This is a genomic window from Roseomonas marmotae (assembly GCF_017654485.1).
In the GTDB taxonomy this organism is placed as follows: Bacteria; Pseudomonadota; Alphaproteobacteria; order Acetobacterales; family Acetobacteraceae; genus Pseudoroseomonas; species Pseudoroseomonas marmotae.
On the sequence record NZ_CP061091.1, the window covers coordinates 237,630 to 261,988 of the forward strand.

25 protein-coding genes are annotated in these 24,359 nt (G+C 70.6%); 18 read left to right on the forward strand and 7 right to left on the reverse strand.

Features of this window, described 5'->3' with window-relative positions; genetic code table 11:
• The first annotated feature begins 33 nt into the window (after window positions 1-33).
• The 5 genes from IAI58_RS01115 to IAI58_RS01135 all read left to right on the forward strand — a co-directional run bounded on the left by IAI58_RS01115 (window position 34) and on the right by IAI58_RS01135 (window position 6,317).
• Entirely contained in the window at window positions 34-1,602 is a 1,569-nt protein-coding gene (locus tag IAI58_RS01115) for a TerC family protein (RefSeq protein ID WP_207447916.1), read from the forward strand.
• Between the two features lie 12 nt (window positions 1,603-1,614).
• Window positions 1,615-2,055: a YqaA family protein gene (locus tag IAI58_RS01120; RefSeq protein ID WP_207447918.1), complete on the forward strand. Its 441-nt coding sequence runs from the start codon at window positions 1,615-1,617 to the stop codon at window positions 2,053-2,055.
• Between the two features lie 76 nt (window positions 2,056-2,131).
• Complete coding sequence (locus tag IAI58_RS01125) at window positions 2,132-4,162, forward strand: hypothetical protein (protein ID WP_207447920.1); 2,031 nt, start codon at window positions 2,132-2,134, stop codon at window positions 4,160-4,162.
• Between the two features lie 98 nt (window positions 4,163-4,260).
• Complete coding sequence (locus IAI58_RS01130) at window positions 4,261-5,172, forward strand: DUF2272 domain-containing protein (RefSeq protein ID WP_207447922.1); 912 nt, start codon at window positions 4,261-4,263, stop codon at window positions 5,170-5,172.
• Window positions 5,173-5,186: 14 nt separating this feature from the next.
• On the forward strand, window positions 5,187-6,317 hold the full coding sequence (locus IAI58_RS01135; RefSeq protein ID WP_207447924.1) for an NADH:flavin oxidoreductase/NADH oxidase: 1,131 nt from the start codon (window positions 5,187-5,189) through the stop codon (window positions 6,315-6,317).
• 50 nt (window positions 6,318-6,367) lie between these two features.
• Here the strand turns inward: IAI58_RS01135 and IAI58_RS01140 are convergent, their stop codons facing one another.
• On the reverse strand, window positions 6,368-6,868 hold the full coding sequence (locus IAI58_RS01140) for a DUF1003 domain-containing protein (RefSeq protein ID WP_207447926.1): 501 nt from the start codon (window positions 6,866-6,868) through the stop codon (window positions 6,368-6,370).
• Window positions 6,869-7,062: 194 nt separating this feature from the next.
• Here IAI58_RS01140 and IAI58_RS01145 point away from each other — a divergent pair, with 194 nt between their 5' ends.
• The 4 genes from IAI58_RS01145 to IAI58_RS01160 are packed head-to-tail and all read left to right on the forward strand — an operon-like array spanning window position 7,063 to window position 11,333.
• Window positions 7,063-7,587 carry an invasion associated locus B family protein gene (locus IAI58_RS01145; RefSeq protein ID WP_207447928.1) on the forward strand — a complete coding sequence of 175 codons (525 nt, stop codon included), beginning with the start codon at window positions 7,063-7,065 and terminating at the stop codon, window positions 7,585-7,587.
• 21 nt (window positions 7,588-7,608) lie between these two features.
• Entirely contained in the window at window positions 7,609-8,838 is a 1,230-nt protein-coding gene (rlmN, locus tag IAI58_RS01150) for a dual-specificity RNA methyltransferase RlmN (RefSeq protein WP_207447930.1), read from the forward strand.
• A 2-nt stretch (window positions 8,839-8,840) separates the two neighbouring features.
• A complete protein-coding gene (locus tag IAI58_RS01155) occupies window positions 8,841-10,058 on the forward strand; it encodes an MFS transporter (protein WP_207447932.1) in 1,218 nt (405 codons plus the stop codon).
• A 39-nt stretch (window positions 10,059-10,097) separates the two neighbouring features.
• Window positions 10,098-11,333, forward strand: coding sequence for an MFS transporter (locus tag IAI58_RS01160; protein WP_207447934.1), 1,236 nt, complete (start codon window positions 10,098-10,100; stop codon window positions 11,331-11,333).
• A gap of 33 nt (window positions 11,334-11,366) precedes the next feature.
• Here IAI58_RS01160 and IAI58_RS01165 read toward each other — a convergent pair whose 3' ends face one another.
• The gene (locus IAI58_RS01165) at window positions 11,367-12,026 is read right to left on the reverse strand and encodes a hypothetical protein (protein ID WP_207447936.1); all 660 of its coding nucleotides are present in this window, start codon (window positions 12,024-12,026) and stop codon (window positions 11,367-11,369) included.
• Between the two features lie 189 nt (window positions 12,027-12,215).
• On the opposite strand from IAI58_RS01165, the gene IAI58_RS01170 reads away from it, so the two are divergent.
• Window positions 12,216-12,740 carry an ankyrin repeat domain-containing protein gene (locus IAI58_RS01170; RefSeq protein ID WP_207447938.1) on the forward strand — a complete coding sequence of 175 codons (525 nt, stop codon included), beginning with the start codon at window positions 12,216-12,218 and terminating at the stop codon, window positions 12,738-12,740.
• Window positions 12,741-12,848: 108 nt separating this feature from the next.
• Here the strand turns inward: IAI58_RS01170 and IAI58_RS01175 are convergent, their stop codons facing one another.
• The 4 genes from IAI58_RS01175 to IAI58_RS01190 form a co-directional block, all read right to left on the reverse strand.
• Entirely contained in the window at window positions 12,849-14,258 is a 1,410-nt protein-coding gene (locus IAI58_RS01175) for an NAD(P)(+) transhydrogenase (Re/Si-specific) subunit beta (RefSeq protein ID WP_207447939.1), read from the reverse strand.
• Between the two features lie 4 nt (window positions 14,259-14,262).
• Window positions 14,263-14,673: an NAD(P) transhydrogenase subunit alpha part 2 gene (locus IAI58_RS01180; RefSeq protein ID WP_207447940.1), complete on the reverse strand. Its 411-nt coding sequence runs from the start codon at window positions 14,671-14,673 to the stop codon at window positions 14,263-14,265.
• 13 nt (window positions 14,674-14,686) lie between these two features.
• Window positions 14,687-15,847: a Re/Si-specific NAD(P)(+) transhydrogenase subunit alpha gene (locus IAI58_RS01185; RefSeq protein ID WP_207447941.1), complete on the reverse strand. Its 1,161-nt coding sequence runs from the start codon at window positions 15,845-15,847 to the stop codon at window positions 14,687-14,689.
• 76 nt (window positions 15,848-15,923) lie between these two features.
• Window positions 15,924-16,583, reverse strand: a complete 660-nt coding sequence (locus tag IAI58_RS01190) for an NUDIX domain-containing protein (protein WP_207447942.1) — start codon at window positions 16,581-16,583, stop codon at window positions 15,924-15,926.
• A gap of 129 nt (window positions 16,584-16,712) precedes the next feature.
• Here IAI58_RS01190 and IAI58_RS01195 point away from each other — a divergent pair, with 129 nt between their 5' ends.
• The 8 genes from IAI58_RS01195 to IAI58_RS01230 are packed head-to-tail and all read left to right on the forward strand — an operon-like array spanning window position 16,713 to window position 23,224.
• On the forward strand, window positions 16,713-17,198 hold the full coding sequence (locus IAI58_RS01195; RefSeq protein WP_207447943.1) for an SUF system Fe-S cluster assembly regulator: 486 nt from the start codon (window positions 16,713-16,715) through the stop codon (window positions 17,196-17,198).
• 12 nt (window positions 17,199-17,210) lie between these two features.
• On the forward strand, window positions 17,211-18,701 hold the full coding sequence (gene sufB, locus IAI58_RS01200; protein ID WP_207447945.1) for a Fe-S cluster assembly protein SufB: 1,491 nt from the start codon (window positions 17,211-17,213) through the stop codon (window positions 18,699-18,701).
• A 33-nt stretch (window positions 18,702-18,734) separates the two neighbouring features.
• Window positions 18,735-19,478, forward strand: coding sequence for a Fe-S cluster assembly ATPase SufC (gene sufC, locus IAI58_RS01205; protein WP_207447947.1), 744 nt, complete (start codon window positions 18,735-18,737; stop codon window positions 19,476-19,478).
• Window positions 19,475-20,752: a Fe-S cluster assembly protein SufD gene (sufD, locus tag IAI58_RS01210; RefSeq protein ID WP_207447949.1), complete on the forward strand. Its 1,278-nt coding sequence runs from the start codon at window positions 19,475-19,477 to the stop codon at window positions 20,750-20,752. The genes sufC and sufD overlap by 4 nt, the downstream gene beginning before the upstream one ends.
• Window positions 20,753-21,997, forward strand: a complete 1,245-nt coding sequence (locus IAI58_RS01215; RefSeq protein WP_207447951.1) for an aminotransferase class V-fold PLP-dependent enzyme — start codon at window positions 20,753-20,755, stop codon at window positions 21,995-21,997. It begins immediately after the preceding gene.
• Window positions 21,998-22,465, forward strand: a complete 468-nt coding sequence (gene sufU / locus IAI58_RS01220; RefSeq protein ID WP_207447952.1) for a Fe-S cluster assembly sulfur transfer protein SufU — start codon at window positions 21,998-22,000, stop codon at window positions 22,463-22,465.
• Window positions 22,458-22,844 carry an SUF system Fe-S cluster assembly protein gene (locus tag IAI58_RS01225; protein ID WP_207447953.1) on the forward strand — a complete coding sequence of 129 codons (387 nt, stop codon included), beginning with the start codon at window positions 22,458-22,460 and terminating at the stop codon, window positions 22,842-22,844. The genes sufU and IAI58_RS01225 overlap by 8 nt, the downstream gene beginning before the upstream one ends.
• Window positions 22,845-22,858: 14 nt before the next feature.
• Entirely contained in the window at window positions 22,859-23,224 is a 366-nt protein-coding gene (locus IAI58_RS01230; protein WP_207447954.1) for a HesB/IscA family protein, read from the forward strand.
• A gap of 90 nt (window positions 23,225-23,314) precedes the next feature.
• Here the strand turns inward: IAI58_RS01230 and IAI58_RS01235 are convergent, their stop codons facing one another.
• Window positions 23,315-24,325, reverse strand: coding sequence for an MBL fold metallo-hydrolase (locus IAI58_RS01235; RefSeq protein ID WP_207447955.1), 1,011 nt, complete (start codon window positions 24,323-24,325; stop codon window positions 23,315-23,317).
• Window positions 24,326-24,359 lie beyond the last annotated feature (34 nt).

Below are 24,359 nucleotides of genomic sequence, written 5' to 3' on the forward strand. Positions count from 1 at the left end.
TGAGCCCTTGCCGGACAGGAGCTTGTAGAGACGATGGAATGGATCGCCGACCCCACTGCCTGGCTGGGCCTGGGGACGCTGATCGTGCTGGAGCTGGTGCTCGGCATCGACAACCTGATCTTCATCGCCATCCTCGCCGACAAGCTGCCGCCGGAGCAGCGGAACCGGGCACGCGTCATCGGCCTCGTCCTGGCGCTGCTGATGCGGCTTGCGCTGCTGGCCAGCATCTCCTGGGTGGTGGGGCTGACGGCGCCGCTCTTCTCCCTGCTGGGCGCCGAGGTCACGGGGCGCGGGCTGATCCTGGTCCTCGGCGGGCTGTTCCTGCTCTTCAAGGGCACGATGGAGCTGCATGAGCGGCTGGAAGGCGGCCACGAGGCCCGGCAGGGCGCGAGGGTCTGGGCCAGCTTCTGGCAGGTGGTGGCGCAGATCGTGGTGCTGGACGCGGTCTTCTCGCTCGATTCCGTCATCACCGCCGTCGGCATGGTCGAGCATCTCTCGATCATGTACATCGCCGTCATCGTCTCGATCGGCGTCATGATCGCGGCCAGCCGGCCGCTGATGCGCTTTGTCTCCGCGCATCCGACGGTGGTGATCCTCTGCCTCGGCTTCCTGCTGATGATCGGCTTCAGCCTGATCGCGGAGGGCCTCGGCTTCCATATTCCCAAGGGCTACCTCTACGCCGCCATCGCCTTCTCCATCCTGATCGAGACCTTCAACCAGCTCGCCCGCCGCGGCCATGCCCGGCATCTCAGCACCGGCGACCTGCGGGACCGCACGGCCCTGGCGGTGCTCCGCCTGCTCGGCGGCGGCCGGCCCGAGGCGGAGGCCGCCGCCGGCGCGGAGGAGGGGGATGCGGCGCCGTCGCCCGTCTTCGGACCGCAGGAACGCTCCATGGTGCAGGGGGTGATGGCGCTGGGGGAGCGGCCCGTGCGCTCCATCATGACGCCACGCAGCGAGGTGGTCTGGCTGGATATCGACGACAGCCCGGAGGAGCACCGCCGCGCCATGCTGGAGAGCGGCCATTCCCGCTTCCTGGTCTCACGCGGGCGGATCGAGGAGATCGTCGGCGTCGCCCTGGCCAAGGACCTGTTGCGCGACCTGCTGGAGCGGGGCGCGATCGACACCCAGCGCTCCATCCGCCCGCCGCTGCTGGTGCATGACCGGATGGACGTGCTGCGGCTGATGGAGCGGCTGCGCGGTGCCTCCGTGCAGATGGCGGTGGTGCTGGACGAATACGGCACGCTGGAGGGGGTGGCGACGCCCACCGATATCTTCGAGGCCATCGCCGGCGAGTTCCAGGAAGGCGCCGGGGGCCAGCCGCGGCTGGAGCGGGAGGGCGATGGCGCCTGGATGCTCGATGCCCATCTGGACCTGCACAGCCTGGACCAGCAGCTCGGCACCCGGCTGGCCGAGGAGGCCGGGCAGTATTCCACCGTCGCCGGCTACCTGATGGGCCGGCTGGACCGCCTGCCGGTGCTGGGGGACGAGGTGGAGGCGCCGGACGCCGAAGGCGGCATGCTGCTGCTGGAGGTCGTGGCCATGCAGGGCTTCGGGCCGGAGCGTGTGCGGCTGCGGCGGAAGCCGGCCGAGCCCCAGGCCTGACGCCGCCCGCGCATGCAGGAGACTCTGGCCGCCTGCGGCGGGTTGTTCCTCGCCGCCTTCCTGGCCGCCACCCTGCTGCCGGCGCAGTCCGAGGCGCTGCTGGCCACCCTCCTCCTCAACGGCCATCCCGCCCTGGCCCTGGTGGCCTCGGCGGCGGTGGGGAACATCGCGGGCTCGGTGGTGAATTACGGGCTGGGTCTGGGCATCGCCCGCTTCGGCACGCGGCGTTGGTTCCCGGTCTCAGCGGCGGCGCTGGCGCGGGCGCAGGGCTGGTACGCCCGCCGCGGCCGCTGGGTGCTGCTGCTGAGCTGGCTGCCGGTGGTGGGCGACCCGCTGACCCTGGTGGCGGGGGTGATGCGGGAACGATTCTGGGTCTTCCTGCTGCTGGTGGGCATCGGCAAGCTCGGGCGCTACGTCGTGCTGGCCCTGGCGGTGGACGCCGCCTGGGGCTGATCGCGCCACCGCCCCTGCACAGCCGCGCCATCGGCGGCTAGGATGCCCGCGACCCGACAGCCCAGCGGAACCAGCCATGCCCGATATGCTTCGCCCACCCGAGCGGGATCGCCTAATCGCCTATCTCGAGCGGAACCTGGCGCAGGAGATGCAGCTGGGCGACCGGAAGGCGGTGGCGCTGCGGGAACGGGGCACCTCCCCCCTTTCCGGCGACTCCTGCTGGACGGCGGATGCGGCGGGGGCGCTGGAACTGCTGGCCCTTCCCGCCGTCCGGCCCCGCTGGCACGGACTGGCGGAAGGGCTGACCGGCTTCCTGCTGGCCATGAGCGAGGACGGGCTGCTGCACCGGCGCACGGCCCGCCCGGAATGCGTGGTGAGCAATATCGACCCGCTCGACTTCCATGTGGTGACCGGCAGCCACGAGTTCAGCGGCGACCTCTCGCGCGGGCTGGTGCGGCAGGAGCTGCGCGGCCAGCCCGCCGGCGGGCGGGAGGTCCTGCATACCGGGCATCTGGTGGAATTCCGCATCGGCCGGCGCAGCCATTGCCTGGATGTGGAGGACACCATCCGCCGCTATGGGCTGGTGCCGCAGCCCGATGGCGTGGCGCTGTTCCATGAGAGCGAGCTGCGCGCCCCGCACGGGCTGCTGCGGCGCGAGGGCGTGGTGGCGACGCTGCGCTACGAGTACACGATCCGCGCCGGCGATCCCCGGCTGCTGCTGCGGGTCACGCTGAAGGCGGCGCCAGGCGTCACCCTGGAAGGGGTGCGCCTCACCACGGCGCTGGACGAGCTTTCCGGCGGGCCGCCGGAACGGCCCATCACCCGCATCGTCCTGGGCGAGGGCGGCGGCCTGCGCCCGCTGTCCATGCAGGCGGAGGCGCTGGCCAACCTGCATCTGGGCCCGGCCGAGACGCTGAGCCTGGTGGAGGAGGCACCGCCCGGCGCCGCCATGGGCGTGCATATCGGCATGCCGTCCGGTGCCCGGCTGCGAAGCATCAAGCTGGCGACGCGGGAGAGCGGGGGCGCGTCCCGGCCGCACTGGCTGCTCTCCCGCTACGAGTTGTCGGAGCTGGGCGGGGGCCAGGGCTTCACGGTGGAGGAGCATCGCCTGGTGACGGCCGGCACGCTGGCGGGCGCGGAGGCCGCCTATGCTAGGCTGCTCGCCGATCCGGCGCCCCTGGCCGGGGGCGATGCCGGCCTCAGCCCCGATTACGGCGCGGCGCTGAACGCCATCGCGGCGCAGATCCATTTCTCCGCCAGCGGCGCCTATGGCACCCAGGCCCTGGCGCCGGAGCGGCTGGCAGAGCTGCGCGGCTGGTACGACCGGCATCTGCTGGCCCTCTTCGCCGCCATGGCCGACGCGCCGCCGGAGGGCGCGCCCCCTGCCGCGCTGCTGCCGGGGCGGGTCGCGCTGCGTTCGCTGGCCTTCACGCTGCTGTCGCTGGACCTGATGCTGCACACGCCCCGCCTGCCCCCCGCCACCGGGGCGGCGCCGGACTACGCGGCCCTGCTGCGCCTCGGCCTGCAGGCGCTGCTGGCGCGGCAGGAGGCGGCGGAGGACGGCGGCGCCTTCACCGAGGCGGTGGGCGAGACGATGCTCGACGGCCATGCCGCCGCGCTGCTGGCGCTGGCCCGCCTGGCGCTTCGGCGGCGCGATCTGCCGGGCGAGGAGATCGCCGCCGCGCTCCGGCGCGGGCTGATGGCGCTGCGCCTCGGCCCGCCGCTGCATGGCGGGGAGGCCCGCGCGCAGGAGCATCCGCTGCTGCAGATCCGCCGCGCCGATGGCACCCGCCTCGCCGATGACGGCTTCTGGTCCTTCAAGCTGGGCCTGCTGATGCGGGCGGCCAATGTGCTGGGCCTGGCGGACCGGGCCGGCGCCGTGCCGTTGGAGCCGGGGCAGCGGGAGCATCTGCAGGCGCTGTTCGACGCCTGCTTCCGCCTGCTGCGCGGCCGCGTGCGCGTCTCCGGCAGCGAGCTGGAGGTGCTGCCCACCCCCATCGCCACCGAGGGCCATGCCGGCACCCAGGCGCCGGTGCTGCTCGCGCTGCTCTCCCCCGACGAGACAGTGCTGGAGGGCCCGGCCCCGGCGCAGAGCCTGGCGAGCTGAGCCCGCACAATCGCGTGCCGCCCGGGGCGGGCACCCTTGGAAGCCCGCGGCGGCGCGGCGATAAGCGCCCTCCCCTTCGACGGAGGAACCGCCGCGCCATGAAACCGGGTATCCGCGCCCTGTTCCACCCTGCCTCTCTGGCCCTGCCGCTGGCTCTGCTGCTGGCCGCCTGCGCCACCCAGCCGCCGCCTGCTGCCCCCACCCCGCCCCTGCCCTACCCGGAATCGGCACGGGAGCGGATGCTGGGCATCGCCCTGGCGGAATGGCAGGACTGGGGGCGGATCGTGGTGGAGGCCAGCGCCCCCCGCGCCGCTACGGCGGGACCGGGGCAGGAGTCGCGCCTGGGCAATTTTCCCCGCGTGCTGGCCTACTGGCGCGCGGTGGAGGGCGAGGGCCGCGCCGCCATCGACCGCAACCGCAGCCGCTACGCCACCGTGCTGGCGCATCCCGGCGCGCCCGGCGATGTCTGGGGCGAGCCCGCCTGGTCCGCCGCCTTCATCAGCTACGTCATGCGCAATGCCGGGGTGGATGAGCGGGAATTCCGCCCCTCCGCCGCCCATGCCTTCTATATCGACGGGTTGCTGGCCGATGCTGCCGCCTTCCCGGCCCAGGCGCCCTTCATCCCGCATGACCCCGGCGCCTATGCCCCCGCGCCCGGAGACCTCGTCTGCGCCGACCGCTCCCGCCGCCCGCTGGCCGGCTGGCGGGAGAGGCTGGCCGAGGCTGGGGAGTTCCGCCCCATGCATTGCGACATCGTCGTCGCCAGCGAGGCCGGCGCCGGCGGCCGTGTCGTGCGGGCGGTGGGTGGCAATGTGGCGGATGCGGTGACGCTCTCGCTCTTCCCCGCCGATGCCGCCGGGCGGCTGTTACCCCGCCCGGCGGGACAACCCGCCTGGTTTGCGGTATTCGAGAACCGCCTGGGCCGGCTGCCGCCCTTCGGCGCGCCGCCCGTCGCCATCTCCATGGCCATGCCACCGGCCGCGCCGGCGGCTCCCCGCGCCCTATTCTGACCGGAGACACCGTCTTGACCGATCTCTTCTCCCCCATCGTGCTGCGCGGGGTTACCATCCGCAACCGCATCGGCGTGGCGCCGATGTGCCAGTATTCCTGCGACCCCCGTGGCGAGGCCGCCGGCAAGGCGACCGACTGGCACCTGTCGCATCTGCATGCCCGCGCCATCGGCGGCGCCGGGCTGGTGGTGACCGAGGCGACGGCGGTGACGCCGGAAGGCCGCATCACCCCGCAGGATCTCGGCCTCTGGAGCGACGCGCAGACCGAGGGCCATGCGCGCCTCGCCCGTGTGATCGCCTCGGCCGGCGCGGTGCCGGGCACGCAGATCGCCCATGCCGGCCGCAAGGCCAGCACCAACCCGCCCTGGCATGGCGGCGTCGCCGAGGACGCGGCGCATGGATGGACGCCACTGGCCCCCAGCGCGGTCGCCTTCCCCGGCCTGCGCGAGCCGCGCGCGATGACGGAGGAGGAGATCACCTCCACCATCGCCGCCTTCGCCGCCACCGCCCGCCGCGCCGTCGAGGCCGGCTACCGCTTCATCGAGATCCATGCGGCGCATGGCTATCTGCTGCACCAGTTCCTCTCGCCTTTGTCCAACCAGCGCAATGACGGCTGGGGCGGGGATTTCGCCGGCCGCACGCGCATCGTGCTGGAAGTGGTGAAGGCGGTGCGCGCCACCATCCCGGACGACCTGCCGCTGGGCATCCGCTTCTCCCACACCGACTGGCTGGAAGGCGGCTGGACGACGGAGGAGACGGTGGAACTCTCCCGCCAGGTGAAGGCGCTGGGCATCGACCTGATCGACGTCTCCTCCGGCGCGCTGCTGCCGGCCAAGATCCCGCTGGAGCCGGGCTACCAGGTGCCGGGCGCCGAGGCCGTGCGGAAGGGCGCCGAGGTGCCGGTGGCTGCTGTCGGACTGATCACCGAGCCCCGGCATGCGCAGGAGATCCTGCAGGCCGGGCAGGCGGATATGATCTTCCTGGCCCGTGCCCTGCTGCGCGACCCCTACTGGCCGCTGCATGCCGCCGCCGCCCTGGGCCGCGCCGAGGCCTTCCAGGCGCCGGCCCAGTATGACCGCGCCTGGAGCGCGATGGGCACCAAGGGCGTGGATTTCGGCACGGCCGAGCCGCTGCCGGTCCTCTGACCCCGTGATGCCGGCGGCGCGGGGACATCCCCGCGCCGCCGGCCGCCGTCCTACTCCGTCTTCTGGCGGGCCTCCTCCAGCTCATCCAGCACCGCCTCGGGCGAGACGTCCTTCGTGATCTCGCGGATCTCGGGGTCGGACGAGGCCTCGACGCCCAGCCGGTCGGCGATGGCCGCCACCACTTCCGCCAGCTTCGTCAGCTCATGCTCGGCCAGCAGGTTGATCTGCAGGTCGAGGTCGGCGCGCTTGTCCGCCGCCGTCGCCATGCGGTTCTGGCTGATCAGCACGAAGGTGGAGAGGAAGATGGCCTCCACCGAGGCCACCATGGCCAGCATGACAAAGGACGGGTCGAAGCGCGGCAGGCCCGGAATCACGCCGAGATTGACGATGATCCAGCCACCGTAGAGCGCCATGTGCAGGTAGACGAAGCGCATGCTGCCGGTGAAGGCGGTGATGGCCTGGGCCACCCGCTCCTCCCGCGTCGCATGGGCTGCCTCCTGCAGCCGGCGCTCCTTCATCGCCTCGATATTGCGCTGGAGCGAGGCGCTCATGCTCTCCGCCCGGGGCGGCGGAAGCGTTGGCGTGGGTGGTGGCAAGGCGGGCCTCCCTGTCCGGCCTCCGGGGCCAGCCCTGGAGAATGCCTGGGCACGGCCCGGGTTTCGCCGCGCCGTTCAGCGGCAGACGCGTATCGGCCGGGCGCTTTGTGCGGTTGCGACACGGCCCCCTGAGACCTTATCTGGAGGTCATGAAATGGCTCCTCCCCCTCCTTCTGTTGCTGGGCGCCGCTGGCGGTTCGCTGGTGGGCTCCGGTGAAGCTCTGGCGCAGCAGAAGCCGGCCCAGGCCGGCCCCCGCGCGCTCGGCACCTTCCAGGACTGGACGGCGGCGACCTATGCCGAGGCCGGCAAGAAGGTCTGCTACGCCTTCACCCGCGCCAGCAAGAGCGAGGGCGCCGGCAAGCGGCAGAATGTCATGCTGACGGTGACGCACCGCCAGCAGGGGCGGGACCAGGTGGCGCTGCGCGCCGGCTATACCTATGCCCGCAATGCCGATGTCGAGGTGAAGGTGGGCGCCACCACGCTGCCCTTCTACACCGCCCAGGACAACGCCTTCGCGCGGGAGGGTGCCAAGGCCGTCGCCGCCTTCAGGGGCGGCGCCGAGGCCGTGGCCACCGGCACGGGTCCGCAGGGACGCGGCAAGGCGACCGATAGTTTCTCCCTCTCCGGCTTCACCGCCGCCTATGAGGCGATCAGCAAAGAATGCCCGCGCTGAGCCGCAATCTGGAATTCTGACATGACCCAGCCCGCGACCGCCGAAGCCGCCACCGCCCCCCAGGCAGGCAGCGCCGACCTGACGGCGGCGGAGCGTGACCGCATCCTGGCCAAGGCCGCCCTGTTCTCGCCCCCGCCCGCCACCCTGGCGGATGGGCGGCGCGACCTGGTCGGCCTGTCGCGGGAGGAGCTGGTGGCTGAGATGGTGGCGATCGGCGAGAAGCCCTTCCGCGCCAAGCAGATCTGGCACTGGATCTACCACCAGGGCGTCACCGACTTCAGCCTGATGCCCAGCATCGCCAAGCCGATGCAGCGCAAGCTGGCGGAGCGTTTCGTCGTCGGCCGCCCCGGCGTGAACCTGGAGCAGACCAGCACGGACGGCACGCGCAAGTGGCTCTTCGGCTTCCGCGACGGGCAGCAGGTCGAGACCGTCTACATCCCCGACCAGCAGGAGGACCGCGGCGCCGTCTGCATCTCGACCCAGGTCGGCTGCACGCTGAGCTGCAAGTTCTGCCACACCGGCACGCAGAAGCTGGTGCGCAACCTCGGCGCGGCCGAGATCGTCGGCCAGTTCATGGCGGCGCGCGACAGCTATGGCGAATGGCCGAGCCCGACGGACGGCACGCCGCGCCTGCTGTCCAACATCGTCATCATGGGCATGGGCGAGCCGCTCTATAACTACGAGAACGTCGCCAAGGCGATGCGGATCGTCATGGACAATGAGGGCATCGCCCTCTCCCGCCGCCGCATCACCCTCTCCACCTCCGGCGTGGTGCCGATGATGGACAAGTGCGGGCAGGAGCTGGCGGTGGGCCTGGCCGTGTCCCTGCACGCGGTCCGCAACGACATCCGCGACGAGATCGTGCCGCTGAACCGGAAATACCCGATCGAGGAGCTGATGGCCGCCTGCCGCCGCTACCCGGCGGCCTCCAATGCCCGGCGCATCACCTTCGAATACGTCATGCTGAAGGGCGTGAACGACTCGGAGGCCGATGCGCGGGAGCTGGTGCGGCTGCTGAAAGGCATCCCGGCCAAGGTGAACCTGATCCCCTTCAACCCCTGGCCCGGCAGCCCCTACGAGACCTCCTCCAACAACGCCATCCACCGCTTCGCGCGGGTGGTGTCGGAGGCCGGCTATTCCTCCCCCATCCGCACGCCGCGCGGGCGGGACATCCTGGCCGCCTGCGGCCAGCTGAAGACCGAGAGCGAGCGCAAGCGCGCCGCGAAGCCCGCCGCCTCCGTGGCGGCGTAAGCGTGAGCCGGCCAGCGGAGGAGGCAGCCTCCACGGCCCCCGCCCCGGCCGGCACCAATACGGCCTCCCTGGCCGTGCTGCCGCTGCTGGCCCTGGCGGCCTTCGCCAGCGGCTGCGGCATGCGGCTGCTGGACCCGCTGCTGCCCACCGTCGCCGGCGACCTGATGGTGACGGTGGCGGATGCCGCCATCGTCATCTCCGCCTTCGCCCTGCCCTATGGCCTCTGCCAGGTGGTGCTGGGACCACTGGGGGACCGCTTCGGCAAGCTGCGCGTGCTGGTGACGGGGCTGCTGCTCTACGGCCTCGCCACCGCCGTCTGCGCCTCGGCCGCCAGCCTGGGGCAACTGGTGGTGCTGCGCGCCATCGCGGGCGGGCTGGCCGGCGCCATCGTGCCGCTGGCCATGGCCTGGATCGGCGACAACGTCCCCTATGCCGATCGCCAGGCGACGCTGGGCCGCTTCCTGACGGGCATGGTGATGGCGCAGCTGCTGACCGGCCCGCTGGCCGGCGTGGCCGGGCAGGCGCTGGGCTGGCGCGCCGTCTTCCTGCTGGTGGGCGTCCAGGCGGTGCTCACCGCCGCCGGCATCATGGCCGTGCTGGGGCGCAAGCTCTGGCGGCCGGAGCCCTCCTCCGCCGCCGGCAGCGGCATCGCCCGCTACCTGATGCTTCTGCGGCGCCCCGCCGGGCGGCGGCTGCTGCTGGCCTCCTTCTTCGACGGGCTGCTGCTCTTCGGCGGCGCCTTCCCCTTCATCGGCTCCTACCTCATCCAGGTCTTCCACCTGGAAGCCTGGCAGGCTGGACTGGTGGTGGCGGTCTTCGGCCTGGGCTCCTTCCTCTACACGCGCATCGCGCGGCTGCTGCTGGCGCGCTTCGGGGAGCGGCGGCTGCTGCTGACCGGCGGGCTTGTGCTGGCGGCGGGGCTGGCGGCCGTAGGGCTGGCGCCCAACTGGTGGGTGGTGGCCGGCCTCCAGGCCATCCTGGGCCTCGCCTTCTTCATGTTCCACGGCACCTTGCAGGCCCGCAGCACCGAGGCCTTGCCCGAGGCGCGCGCCACCGCCGTCTCCGCCTTCGCCATGGCGCTCTTCCTGGGGCAGGCGCTGGGCTCGATCTGCTTCGGGCTGGTCATGGCGCGGGCGGGCTATACCGGCGCCTTTCTGCTGGCCGGCTTGGCCATGACGGTGCTCGCCCTCTGGACAAGGGCAGCGGTGCTGACACGATAGCACCCGCCACGACCACACGGCGCGAGAACGGATAACGACATGGATTCCCGAGAGGGCTCGGCCGCCTTCGTGGCGCCGCTGCTGGTGCTGGCGCTTGGCCATATGATCTCCAACCTCCTGCGCACGCTGCCGGCCATCTCGGCCGATGTGCTGTCGCTCGATATCGGCACCACGCCGGAGGGGCTGGCCTCGCTCACAGGCGCCTATCACCTCGCCTTCGCCGCCGGGCAGATCCCGCTGGGCGTGGCGCTGGACCGCTTCGGCGTGAAGCCGGTGGCGCTGGTGCTGCTGACCGTCGTCACGCTAGGGGCTGCGGCCTCGGCCATGATCGGCGGGCCGCTGGGCTTCCTGCTGACGCAGATCCTGCTGGGCCTGGGCTGCTGCGGCGGGCTGCTCTGCCCCATGACCCTGGCGGCCAAGCACCTCACCCCCGCCCGATTCGGGCTCTGGTCCGGACTGATCCAGGGCACCGGCAATGTCGGCATGCTGCTCTCGGCCAGCCCGCTGGCCTGGGTGGTGGAACATGCGGGCTGGCGCATGGGCTTCTGGGTCTCGGCGGGGCTGGCGCTGGTGGTCCTGCTGCTCGTGGTGCGGCTGGTGCCCGCCCCGGTGCCACCGGCCATGCCGCTTGGCCCTCGTCCTTCCCTGCTGGCCGAGGCGCGGGAAGTGGTGCGGCTCGGCTTCTCCCGCCGGCTGCGGGGGCTGGTGCTGCTGGCCTTCGCCTCCTTCGCCGTCATCATGGGGCTGCGCGGGCTCTGGGGCGGCCCCTGGCTGATGGAGATCAAGCACCTCACCCGCATCGAGGCCGGCAATGTGCTGCTGCTCTTCACCCTGGCGCTGATCGCCGGGCCGGTGCTGAGCGGGGTGCTGGACCGCAGGATCGGCCATCGCCGCCTGCTGCTGATCCTCGGCCATGTGGCCGCCAGCCTCTGCATCCTGCTGGTGGTGGCGGGCGGGCCGGGCGGCTGGCTCTCTGGCCTCCTGGGGCTGCCCATGCTGCCGGCGGGCTATGACGCGGCGATGTTCTTCGCCTTCGGCCTCGCCATCGCCGTGCAGCCGCTGGCCTTCGCCATGACCCGCGCCGTCGTGCCGCCGGAGCAGGCGGGCAAGGCGCTCTCGGCGGTCAATCTGTCGTTCTTCCTGGGCACGGCCGTCCTGCAGGGTGCCTCCGGCCCCGTCGCCGCGGCCTGGGGCATCGGCGCGGCGCTCGCCTTCCTGGCGCTGGCCAACCTAGCCTGCACCCTGTTCTTCGCCATGAGCACCCGGCGGGCCTGACGGCGCCGCCGGCCGTGTTCCGGCGGCGTCCCGTCAGCGGAAGGTGATCTCCCGCTCCGCGCAGAGATCGACCTCCCGCCGCTCCTCGCTGCGGCCGCCGCGCCAGACCGCCCGCAGGTCGTATTCGCAGGGGCCGGCCGGCAGGCGGATGGCGCGGCGGCCATTCGGCCGCAGCGTATCCGGCCCCAGGTGGTCGCGGCCCCAGTCATCCTGGCTGCTGGGGCTGGCGTAGAATTCCAGCATCACCCGCCCGGAACCATTCCGCAGTAGCAGACCGGGACGGCCCCTGCGGGTGGCGCCATCCTCCCGCCCCGCGCGCAGGGCACCGGTGCGGGCGGGGGTGCCGATCACCACGTCGCGGTCGGCGCAGGTGTCGATATCCCGCCGCTCCTCCACCACGCCACCGGCGAAGGCGAGGCGCAGATCGGTGCGGCAGCCGCCATCGGGCGGCATCCGCACGGCCATGCTGGCTCCGTCCTCCAGGGGCGGGCGGCCCGTCAGCCGGTCCTCACCCCAGGCCTCGCTCTCGAAGGGCGAGGCGTAAAGCCGCTCGATGGCGCGGTTGCTGCGGTTGGTCAGGTTGAAGGAGCCGTCCTGCTCCGCCTGGGCCAGGGCACCGCCGGCCCATGGCAGCAGCACCATCCCCGCCAGGGTAGCGGCGGCGGAGAGGCGGGGCAGGAATGAGCACGGCATCGGGCATTCTTCCTCGGCGGGTCCGGGCGGCGGATGCCGCGCCCGGGCTGGTGGGCATGGTCCCATGCCTCTCGGCCAGGCTCGCGCTCCTGACAAGCGGGGGTGGACCGCAACTCCGGCGGAGCGGCCCTCCCGCCGCGGAATCCGGTGCCTATCTTGTCCATCGCGCAACCTGCCGGAGCCCCGCCCATGCCCCCGAGTGACGCCACGCCCCAATGGGATGACGAGACGCTGGAATTCGCCGCCCAGGTCTTCCAATGCGCGCGCGGCGGCGATCCGGAGGCCATGCGGAAGCTGCTGGCGCGTGGCCTGCCGGCCAATATGACCAACGACAAGGGCGACAGCCTGCTGATGCTGGCCAGCTACCACGGGCATCTGGAGATGGTGCGCCTGCTGCTGCATTTCGGCGCCGACCCCAACCGCGTGAACGACCGCGGCCAGACCCCGCTCGCCGGGGCCGCCTTCAAGGGCTTCCCGGAGGTGGTGAGCCTGCTGCTGGAGAAAGGCGCGGCGGTGGATGGCTGCGGCCCGGACGGGCGCACCCCGCTGATGGTGGCAGCCATGTTCAACCGCCGGGACATCGTGACGCAGCTGCTGGCCTATGGCGCCGATCCGCATCGGCGGGACACTTCCGGCGCCACGGCGCAGATGCTGGCCGAGACCATGGGGGCGCGGGAGACGGCGCAGCAGCTGGCGGCGCTGAGCACGCCCTGAAGGCGACGGAGGCCGGGGAATTCATTCCCCGGCCTCCAAGGCGCCAGCCGAAACCCGAAGAAAAAAGATGGGGGCCCGGGGGAATTCCTTCCCCCGGCCTTTTCGTGCCTACTTCTGCAGCGCCTGGACGATCTGCTGCGTCACCTTCTTGGCGTCGCCGAAGAGCATCATCGTATTGTCGCGGAAGAACAGTTCGTTCTCCACTCCGGCATAGCCGGAGGACATGCCGCGCTTCACGAAGAAGACGGTCTTGGCCTTCTCCACATCCAGGATGGGCATGCCATAGATGGCGCTGGACTTGTCCGTCTTGGCCGCCGGGTTGGTCACGTCATTGGCGCCGATGACATAGGCCACGTCGGCCTCGGCGAATTCCGGGTTGATCTCCTCCAGCTCGTGCACTTCCTCATAGGGCACGTTCGCCTCGGCCAGCAGCACGTTCATGTGGCCGGGCATGCGGCCGGCGACGGGATGGATGGCGTAGGAGACCTCGACGCCGTCCTTCTTCAGCAGGTCCGCCATCTCCCGCAGCACCTGCTGGGCCTGGGCCACCGCCATGCCGTAGCCGGGCACGATGATGACCTTGCCCGCGTTCTTCATGATGTAGGCGGCATCCTCCGGGCTGCCGGACTTCACGGGGCGCGCCGGCTGCGCGGCACCGCCGCCCGCCGCCGCGCCGCCCGCCCCGGCCCCGAAGCCGCCCAGCAGCACGTTGAAGATGCTGCGGTTCATGCCCTTGCACATGATGTAGGACAGGATGGCACCGGAGGCCCCGACCAGCGCGCCGGTCACCACCAGCAGCAGGTTCTGCAGCGTGAAGCCGATGCCCGCCGCCGCCCAGCCGGAATAGCTGTTCAGCATGGAGACCACGACCGGCATGTCCGCGCCGCCGATCGGGATGATCAGCAGGAAGCCCAGCGCCAGCGCCAGGATGGCGATCAGCCAGAAGAGCACGCCGCTGCCCGTCGCCACGAAGGCGATGATCAGCACCACCAGCAGGATGCCGAGCGCCAGGTTCAGCCAGTGCTGGCCCTTGAAGGTGATGGGCGCGCCGGACATCAGCGCCTGCAGCTTGGCGAAGGCGATGACGGAGCCGGAGAAGGTGATGGCGCCGATCGCGACGCCGAGCGACATCTCGACCAGCGACCCGCCATGGATGGCGCCGGCATGGCCGATGCCGAAGCTCTCGGGATTGTAGAAGGCGGCTGCCGCGACGAAGACGGCGGCCAGGCCCACCAGGGAGTGGAAGGCGGCCACCAGCTGCGGCAGCGCCGTCATCTGGATGCGGCTGGCCAGGATGGTGCCGATGGTGCCACCGATGGCCAGCCCCGCCAGCACGATGACGATGCCGCCCAGCTCCATCCCCGGCCGCAGCAGCGTCGCCACGATGGCGATGCCCATGCCGATCATGCCGTAGAGATTGCCGCGCCGGCTGGTGGTGGGATGCGACAGCCCGCGCAGCGCGAGGATGAAGAGGACGGAGGCGACGAGATAGGCGAGCGTCGTCAGGGACTGTGCCATCGGCTCAGCCCTTCTTCTTGCCGGAGAACATGGCGAGCATCCGTCGGGTGACCAGGAAGCCGCCGAAGATGTTCACCGCCGCCAGCGTCGCGCCCAGGAAGCCGAAGACCTTGGCGATCCAGCTGTCCCCCAGGCCCGTGGCCAGGATGGCGCCGACGATGATGACGGAGGAAATGGCGTTGGTGACACCCATCAGCGGCGAATGCAGCGCCGGGGTCACGTTCCAGACCACGTAGTAGCCGACGAAGCAGGCCAGCAGGAAAATGGTCAGCAGCATCAGGAAGGGCTCGGCGGCCTGGGCCACCGGTGCCATGGGCGCCAGCGTGTTCTCGGCCATCATGCGGGCCTGGGCGGCCATGGCCAGCGCGCGCTCGGCGGTCGCCGTCGCCTGGTTGGCGAGGTCGGTCGGGTTCATCTCTCGCCCCTCCTCAGGCGGCCTGGGTCAGTTGCGGGTGCACCACGGCCCCGCCGCGCGTCAGCACCACGCCGCGCACGATCTCGTCATCCTCCGGCAGCCGGGGCGCCTTGGCGTCCTTGTCCCAGAAGGTGGTCAGGAAGGTCAGCAGGTTGCGGGCGTAGAGAGCGCTGGCGGCCCCGGCGATGCGGCCGGGCCAGTTGCCGTAGCCCAGGATCTTCACGCCATTGCCGGTGACGATGGCCTGGCCCGGCACCGTCAGGGCGCAGTTGCCGCCGGCGTCCGCCGCGATATCCACGATCACGCTGCCGGGCTTCATGCTGGCCACCATGGCTTCCGTCACCAGGGTCGGCGCCTTGCGGCCCTGCACCAGCGCGGTGGTCACCACCACGTCCTGCTTGGCGATATGGGTGGCCACCACCTCGGCCTGCCTGGCATAGAACTCGGCGGAAAGCTGCTTGGCATAGCCACCGGCCGTCTGGGCCGCGCGGCTCTCCTCGTCCTCATAGCCGACGAAGCTGGCGCCGAGGGACTTGATCTCCTCCTTGGCCGCCGGGCGCACATCGGTGGCGGAGACACGGCCGCCCAGGCGCCGGGCCGTCGCGATGGCCTGCAGCCCCGCCACGCCCGCACCCATGACGAAGACATTGGCGGCCGGGATGGTGCCCGCCGCCGTCATCAGCATGGGGAAGCCCTTGTCGAAGGCCGCCGCGCCCTCGATCACGGCGCGGTAGCCGGCGAGATTGGCCTGGGAGGAGAGGATATCCATGCTCTGCGCCCGGGTGATGCGCGGCAGCAGCTCCATCGAGCAGGCCTGGAGGCCGGCCTCGGCATAGGCCTTCGCCCGCTCCGGATTGCCCAGCGCCTCCAGCGTGCCCAGCAGCAGCGTGTCGCGCGGGATCAGGGCCAGCTCGTCCACCTCGCCCTCTCCGGCGGCGAGGGGCGCGCGGACCTTCAGCAGGATGCCGGCCCCGGCCAGCGCCGCGGCGGCATCGGGGACGATCTCGGCCCCAGCCTCTTGATAGGCGGCATCGGGATAGCCCGAGGCCAGCCCGGCGCCGCTCTCGACCGCCACGCTGGTAATGCCCAGGCCGATCAGTTTCTTCACCGTCTCCGGCGTCGCGGCGACACGGGTCTCACCCGCACGCCTCTCCTTCAGCACTGCCAGGCGCATCGGCCTCTCCCTCTCCCTGCAAAGCCAGGGGCGCGGAGGATGACGATGGCCCGGCCATCCGGCAAGTCATCTCGTCTCAGCCCACCCGGGAGGCCGGCCGCCGGGCGGGGGCTGACTGGCGCTCCGGCAGCATCCGGTCATGGCCCTGGAAGCAGATCAACGGGCGCGCGGCGCGCTGGGCCGGAGGCAATGCCATGCAGGCGGCGAACTGCTCCAGCACCCGGGCGGTAATGGGGGCAAGAGGCGCGCCGGCCGCCTCCTCCAGCGTGAACCAGTCGATCCGCTCAAGCTCCCCGCAGCCGGCCAGGCTGCCGCGCGCGGCCTCGGCCGGGGCGGAGAGGAAGCGGGCATTGAAGCGCATGGACATGCTGGCCGGGGTCACGGCGCGGCAGACATAATCCAGCACATCCAGCGCCGGGGCGGCCTGGCCGGGCGGCGCCAGGGTCAGGCCCGTCTCCTCCTCCAGCTCCCGCGCCGCGGCCATGGCCAGGGCACGCGCCAGCCGGGGCGGGGCGGCGCGTTCCAGCGCCGCGAGCGTGGCCGGCAAGGGCTCGGTGGCGGCGGGGGCGGTGCGGTCCCCGAAATCCACCCGTCCGCCGGGAAAGACCAGCCGGCTGGGCATGAAGCGGTGGCCTGCATGGCGCAGGCCCATCAGGATCTCGATCTCTCCGCCGGCCCGGCTGCGCCACAGGATCAGGCTGGCGGCATGGCGGGGAAAGGCGACGGTTTTCGGCATGCATCCAGGGTGGCACCGCCCTGCGATCATGGCAAACACCAAGCCCCGCTTCCTTGACATTCAAGGGTCTCAGGCGCATCTGCCAGAAACCGGACGAATGAGGTCCAGTTTCCAAGGAGAGGCCCGGTTTTGCTGCGGCTGTCGAAGCTTACCGATTACGCGGTGGTCGTGCTGGCCCGGCTGGAAGCCGAGGGAGGCGTGCAGACCGCCCCCTCCCTGGCCCTGGGCACCGGCATTGCCGAGCCGACGGTGGCCAAGGTGCTGAAGGCCCTGGCCCATGCCGGGCTGGTGGAAGGGCTGCGCGGCGCGCGCGGCGGCTACCGGCTCGGACGCCCGCTGGCCCGGATGGCGCTGTCCGACGTCATCCTGGCGGTGGATGGGCCGATCGCGCTCACCGCCTGCGTCGATGGCGCCTCCGGCGGCTGCGAGACGGAGGCGACCTGCCCCGTGCGCGGCCGCTGGGACCCCGTGAACGAGGCGGTGCGCCACGCGCTCTCCTCCATCAGCCTCGCCGACCTCGCCGGGCCGGCCACGCGCACCTGCCAGTCGCATGGCCACAAGCCCGCTTCGCCCAATCCTGTGCCGGCCATGCCGGCCTCCCTGGCTGTTGAGTAGGGACCCCGACCCATGCCTGCCGTGACCGAAACCATCGACGCCGTCCAGTCCGTCACCGAGGGGACCTACAAATACGGGTTCGAGACGGATATCGAGATGGAGTTCGCCCCCAAGGGGCTGAACGAGGATATCGTCCGCTTCATCAGCGCCAAGAAGAACGAGCCGCAGTGGCTGCTCGACTGGCGGCTGAAGGCCTATGCCATGTGGCTGAAGATGGAGGAGCCGCGCTGGCCCGCGGTGAAGTATCCGCCCATCGACTACCAGGATTCCTACTACTACGCCGCGCCGGTGAAGAAGGCCGGGCCGAAGTCGCTGGACGAGGTCGATCCCGAGCTGCTGAAGACCTATGCCAAGCTGGGCATCCCGCTGAAGGAGCAGGCGCTGCTGGCCGGCGTCGAGGGCGCCGAGCTGGATGGCGAGCGCCTGCCCATCGCCGTGGACGCGGTCTTCGACAGCGTCAGCGTCGCCACCACCTTCCGCGCGCGGCTGGAGAAGGAGGGCATCATCTTCTGCTCCATCTCCGAGGCGGTGCAGAAGCATCCGGAGCTGGTGCGCCAGTACCTCGGCAGCGTGGTGCCGCAGGGCGACAACTTCTTCGCGGCGCTGAACAGCGCGGTCTTCACGGATGGCAGCTTCGTCTACATCCCGAAGGGCGTCCGCTGCCCGATGGAACTGTCCACCTATTTCCGCATCAACGCCAAGAGCACCGGCCAGTTCGAGCGCACGCTGATCATCGCCGATGAGGGCGCGCATGTCTCCTACCTGGAGGGCTGCACGGCGCCGATGCGCGACGAGAACCAGCTGCACGCGGCGGTGGTGGAACTGGTGGCGATGGACGATGCCACCATCAAATACAGCACGGTGCAGAACTGGTACCCCGGCGATGCCGAGGGCAAGGGCGGCATCTACAACTTCGTGACGAAGCGCGGCGCCTGCCGCGGCGCGCGGTCCAAGATCTCCTGGACGCAGGTGGAGACGGGCTCCGCCATCACCTGGAAGTATCCCTCCTGCATCCTGCAGGGCGATGATTCGGTGGGCGAGTTCTATTCCGTCGCCATCACCAACAACTACCAGCAGGCCGACACGGGAACGAAGATGTTCCATATCGGCAAGAACACGAAGTCGACCATCGTCTCCAAGGGCATCAGCGCCGGGCATGGGCAGAACACCTATCGCGGCCTGGTGCGGATCAGCCCCAAGGCCACGGGTGCCCGCAACTTCACCCAGTGCGACAGCCTGCTGATCGGCGACCAGTGCGGGGCGCATACGGTGCCCTACATCGAGAACCGCTGCATCTCCGCCAAGGTGGAGCATGAGGCGACGACCTCGCGCATCGCCGAGGACCAGCTCTTCTACTGCCGCCAGCGCGGCCTTTCCCAGGAAGACGCGGTGGGCCTGATCGTGAACGGCTTCTGCCGGGAGGTTCTGAAGGAACTGCCGATGGAATTCGCGGTCGAGGCGCAGAAGCTGCTGCAGATCAGCCTCGAAGGCTCGGTCGGCTAAGCCAGAGATTTTAGGACGGACGAGTTTATCATCATGTTGAAGATCGAAGGCCTGACGGCCGAAATCGATGGCAAGCAGATCCTGAACGGGATCGACCTGGAGATCCCGACGGGCGAGATCCATGCCATCATGGGCCCGAATGGCGGCGGCAAATCCACCCTCTCCTATGTCCTCGCCGGCCGTGACGGCTACGAGGTCACGGGCGGCACGGCCACCTTCAACGGCATCGACCTGCTGGCGCTGGAGCCGGAGGAGCGCGCCGCGGCCGGCGTCTTCCTGGCCTTCCAGTATCCGGTCGAGCTGCCGGGCGTGGGCAATGCCAATTTCCTGCGGACCGCGCTGAACGCCATCCGCCGCACCAAGGGTGAGCCGGAACTCGATGCCATGCAGTTCCTGAAGCTGGCCCGCCAGCGGATGAAGGAGCTGTCGATGCCGGAGGACATGCTGAAGCGCGGCGTGAATGTCGGCTTCTCCGGCGGCGAGAAGAAGCGGAACGAGGTGCTGCAGATGGCGCTGCTGAAGCCCGGCCTCGCCATCCTGGACGAGACGGATTCCGGCCTCGACATCGATGCGCTGAAGATCGCGGCGGATGGCGTCAACGCGCTGCGCGGCCCGGACTTCTCGGCGCTCGTCATCACCCATTACCAGCGCCTGCTGAACTACATCGTGCCGGACCGCGTGCATGTGCTGATGAACGGCCGCATCGTGCAGTCCGGCGGGCCGGAACTGGCGAAGCAGCTGGAGGAGAGCGGCTACACGGCCGTTCAGGCGGCATGAACGCGATTTTCGAACCCGGCCCCGAAGGCTTCCTGCGCCGCTACGAAGGGCTCCAGCCCCGCCTGCCCGGCACCCGCCTCCCCTGGGTGGCGGCGCTGCGCGCGCGCGCGGCCGAGGCCTTCCGCGCCAATGGCTTCCCCACCCGCAAGGTGGAGGCCTGGCACTATACCGACCTGGCCCTGCTCTCCCGCACCGGCTTCGGCGAGGCGCTGACGCCGGTCGATGAGGATGTGGCGCTGCCGGAATCCACGGCGCCGCAGCGGGCCGTGCTGATCGATGGCCGCTTCCGCGCCGATCTCTCCGACGCGCCCGTGCGGAGCCTGGGCGCCGATCTTCCGGCCGCCGAGGGGCTGCTGGGCAGCGTGGCCAAGCTGGACGAGGTGCCGCTGGCCGCGCTGAACACCATGCTCTTCGAGGATGGCGTGCTGATCGACCTGCCCGCCGGCGCCAATGCCGGGGCGATCGAGCTGCTCTCGATCATCCAGGCCAGCGCGGACCGTCCCGTCGCGGTGCATCCGCGCCATGTCATCCGCCTCGGCGCCGGCGCGCAGCTGGTGCTGATCGAGCGGGCCATCGGCCGTGGCGAGGGGCGTTACCTGCACAACCCCGTCGTCGAGATCGAACTGGCCGAGGGCGCGCACCTGACCCATGCGCGCATCCAGCAGGAAGGGGCGGAGGGCGTGTTCCTCTCCACCGTCTTCGCGACGGCGGCGGCGGGCGCCACCTATGACAGCTTCCTGCTGCATGCGGGCGCGAAGCTGGCGCGCAGCGAGGCGCATGTCTCGCTGAATGGCCCGAAGGCCATGGCGCATCTGAACGGCGCGCAGCTGCTGACCGATGGCCAGCATGGCGACTGCACCACCTTCCTGGACCACGCGGCGCCCGATTGCGCCAGCCGCCAGACGGTGAAGACGGTGCTCTCCGGCAAGTCGCGCGGGGTGTTCCAGGGCAAGATCCATGTCCACCAGATCGCCCAGCGCACCGACGGCTACCAGATGAACCAGGCGCTGCTGCTCTCGGACCAGGCGGAGATCGACAGCAAGCCGCAGCTGGAAATCTATGCCGACGACGTGAAATGCTCGCACGGCGCGACGGTGGGCGAGCTGGACGAGGACCAGCTCTTCTATCTCCGCGCCCGCGGCATCCCGCAGTCCGTTGCCCGCTCGATGCTGATCGAGGCCTTCCTGCAGGAAGCCGTCGAGGCGATCGAGGAGGAGACGGCCCGCAAGGCATTGGCCACCGCCATCGGCGGCTGGTGGGAAAAGGTGGCGTAAATGGACGGTGCGGTGGTGGCGCCCGGCTTCGACGTGACGCGCCTGCGTGAGGATTTCCCGATCCTCTCGCAGACGGTGCGCGGCAAGAAGCTGGTCTTCCTGGACTCCGGTGCCTCGGCGCAGAAGCCGCGCGCGGTGCTGGATGCCATGACGCGGATGATGGAGACGGGCTATGCCAATGTCCATCGCGGCGCCTACCACCTCTCCGAAGCCGCCACCGCCGCCTATGAGGCGGCGCGCGAGGCGGTCGCCCGCTTCCTGAACGCGGCGGATACGCGGGAGATCGTCTTCACCAGCTCCTCCACCGCCGCCATCAACCTCGTTGCCCACAGCTACGGGCGCGGGGTGCTGAAAGCGGGCGATGCCGTGCTGATCAGCGAGATGGAGCACCACGCCAACCTCGTGCCCTGGCTGATGCTGCGCGATGCCCATGGCATCGAGCTGCGCGTGGCCCGCGTGACCGATGCGGGCGAGCTGGACCTGGCGGATGTCGAGGCCAAGCTGGCCGACGGCAAGGTGAGGCTTTTCGCGGTCACCCACATGTCCAATGTGCTGGGCACCGTGACGCCGGCCCAGCGGCTGGCCGATCTGGCCCATGCGCATGGGGCGAAGCTGCTGCTGGACGGCTCCCAGGCCGCCGTGCACCGGCGCGTGGACATGCAGGCCATCGGCTGCGACTTCTATGTCTTCACCGGCCACAAGCTCTATGGCCCCACCGGCATCGGCGTGCTCTGGGGGCGGATGGAGCTGCTGGAGCGGATGCCGCCCTTCCTGGGCGGCGGCGACATGATCGCCGAGGTCACGCTGGATGGCTTCCTGCCCGCCCCCGTGCCGGCGAAGTTCGAGGCCGGCACGCCGCCCATCGTCGAGGCCATCGGGCTGCATGCCGCCATCGACTACGTGCAGGCCATCGGCATGCCCGCCATCGAGGCGCATGAGCGCCTGCTGGTGGACCGCGCCATGGGCAGGCTCTCGCGCATCGAGGGCCTGACCCTGCTGGGCCAGGCGCAGGACCGCGGCGGCGTCTTCGCCTTCGCGCTCGACAACGCGCATGCCCATGATCTTGCAACGCTGCTCGACCGGACCGGCATTGCCGTCCGCTCCGGCCGCCATTGCGCCGAGCCACTGCACGTACGATTTAACGTGGAGAGCAGCTGCCGCGCCTCCTTCGGCCTCTACACCACCGTGGAGGAGGTCGATTACCTGGCCGAGGCGCTGGTCAAGGCCAGGGAGTTTTTCGCCTAGATGTTCGACGACCTGCGCGACCTCTACCAGGAAGTCATCCTGGACCACGGCCGCAAGCCCCGGAACTTCCGCCGGCTGGAGGATGCCGACCGCCACGCGCGCGGCGACAACCCCATGTGCGGCGACCGGATGGAGCTCTGGGTGAAGCTGGATGAGGGCGGCCACATCGCCGATCTCGGCTTCCAGGGCCGCGGCTGCGCCATCTCCATGGCCAGCGCCAGCCTGATGACCGAGACGGTGCGCGGCAAGACGCTGGGCGAGGCGAAGGAGCTGGGCGAGAAGTTCCGCACCCTCGCCATGACCGGCACCTGCCCCGAATGCAGCGCCGCGCTGGCTGAGGACATGGAACGGCTGCAGGTGCTGGGCGGCGTTTCCGAATTCCCCAGCCGCGTGAAATGCGCGACGCTGGCCTGGCACACGCTGAACAACGCACTGGACGACAAGCAGGAGGCGGCAAGCAGTGAGTGAGGATACGGCCACCACCGCCGGCACCCCCTCCCCGTCCGGGCATGGCAGCTGGACGCCGGAAGGCGAGACCCGCCCCGCCGTCTCCGAGGATGCGGTGATCGGCGCCATCGGCACGGTCTATGACCCCGAGATCCCCGTGAACATCTACGAACTCGGCCTGATCTACGCGATCGAGATCGGCGAGGACGGCAAGGTGGCGGTGGAGATGACGCTGACGGCGCCCTCCTGCCCCTCGGCGCAGGAACTGCCGCAGCAGGTGGAGGAAGCCATCCGGCTGATCCCCGGCGTGACGGACTGCGCGGTCGAGGTGGTCTGGGACCCGCCCTGGGACCCGTCCCGGATGAGCGAGGACGCGCGCCTGGCCCTGAACATGTATTGAGGGGAGATGCCATCATGAGCACGACCACCACCCCCCGCCCCACCCGCGCCCTGCCGCCGTTGATGCAGGTCTCCGATGCCGCCGCCGAGCGGCTGCGCGCCCTTTATGCCGGCGGGCAGGAAGGCAGGCTGCTGCGCGTGAGCGTCAGCACCAAGGGCTGCTCCGGCATGTCCTACGACCTCTCCTGGGCCGATGCGCCCGGGCCGGGGGACGAGGTCGTCACCGACAAGGGCGTGACCGTGCTGGTGGACCGCAAGGCGACGCTGTTCCTGCTGGGCACCACCATGGACTACGAGGTGAAGGCCATGTCCGCCGGCTTCACCTTCGTGAACCCGAATGAAAAGGGCCGCTGCGGCTGCGGCGAGAGCTTCCACGTCTGAGGACAGGGCCGGGGCCTTGCCTCCGGCCTCCGCTCCGGGCCCGGAGCCGCGAACCGGAGGGGCGGCACCCCTCCGGCGCGGCGTAGCCAGTCAGACCACGCTCGACCAGTCCGCCGGAATGAAGCGGTAGCCATCGCCTTCCTTGGCGACATAGCCATTCGCCGGGAAGGGGAAGTGATAGCCGACGCAGCGGATGCGGTCGGTGGAGACGCGGTCGAAGATCGCGCGCCGGGCCTTCTCCGCCTGCTCGGCATCCATGTCGAAGACCAGGTGCCAGCCCGGATTGGCCAGGTTCAACTCGGGCCGGTTGGTCACGTCGCCCAGGATCAGCGCCTGGGCATTGCCGTCCGCCAGCAGGTAGCTGGTATGGCCGGGCGTATGGCCCGGCGTGGCCAGGGCCACGATGCCCGGCACCACCTCGCCCTCGCTGCCGATCCTGCGGATGCGCTCCTTGTAGGGATCGAAGCGCCGGCGGACATTGGCGAAGGCGCCCTTCATGGCCTCCGGCGCGCGGGAGGCCGTGGCCTCGTCCGTCCAGTAGGCCCATTCGGCCTCGGGGACGATGATCTCGGCATTGGGGAAGACGGGCTTGTCGTCGGCGGTGGTCAGGCCGGTGATATGGTCGCCGTGGAAATGGGTGAAGATGACCTGCGTCACCTTCGCGGGGTCCAGCCCCGCTGCCTGCATATTGGCCGCGAGCCGCCCCGCCGTATTGCCGAGCTGCCCGCCCGTGCCGGTGTCAAAGGCGATGATGCCGTCCGCCGTCTCCAGGAAGGGAACGGTATAGGGAATGCGGAGGGCATCGGTGGGCAGATAGGCGGCCTTCAGCGCCGCCTCCACCGCCGCCGGCTCCGCATTGCGAACGAAGCCCTGGGTGGGGCGGGGGCGGTTGCCGAAGCCGTCATGCACCACCGTCACGACCCGGCTGCCCAGCTTGAAGCGGTAGAAGCCGGGCGCCTGGGCCGGGCCGCTGGCCGCCGCATCGGCGGCAGGGGCCGCCTGGGTCTGGGCGGAAGCGGGGCCGATGCCCAGCCGTGCCAGAAGAGGTGCCGCGGCCAGGGCTCCCGCCGCCGCGATCAAGCCACGCCGATCTATCTCCATCGATCTCTCCTGGTCCACAGACATGCTGAAGGGC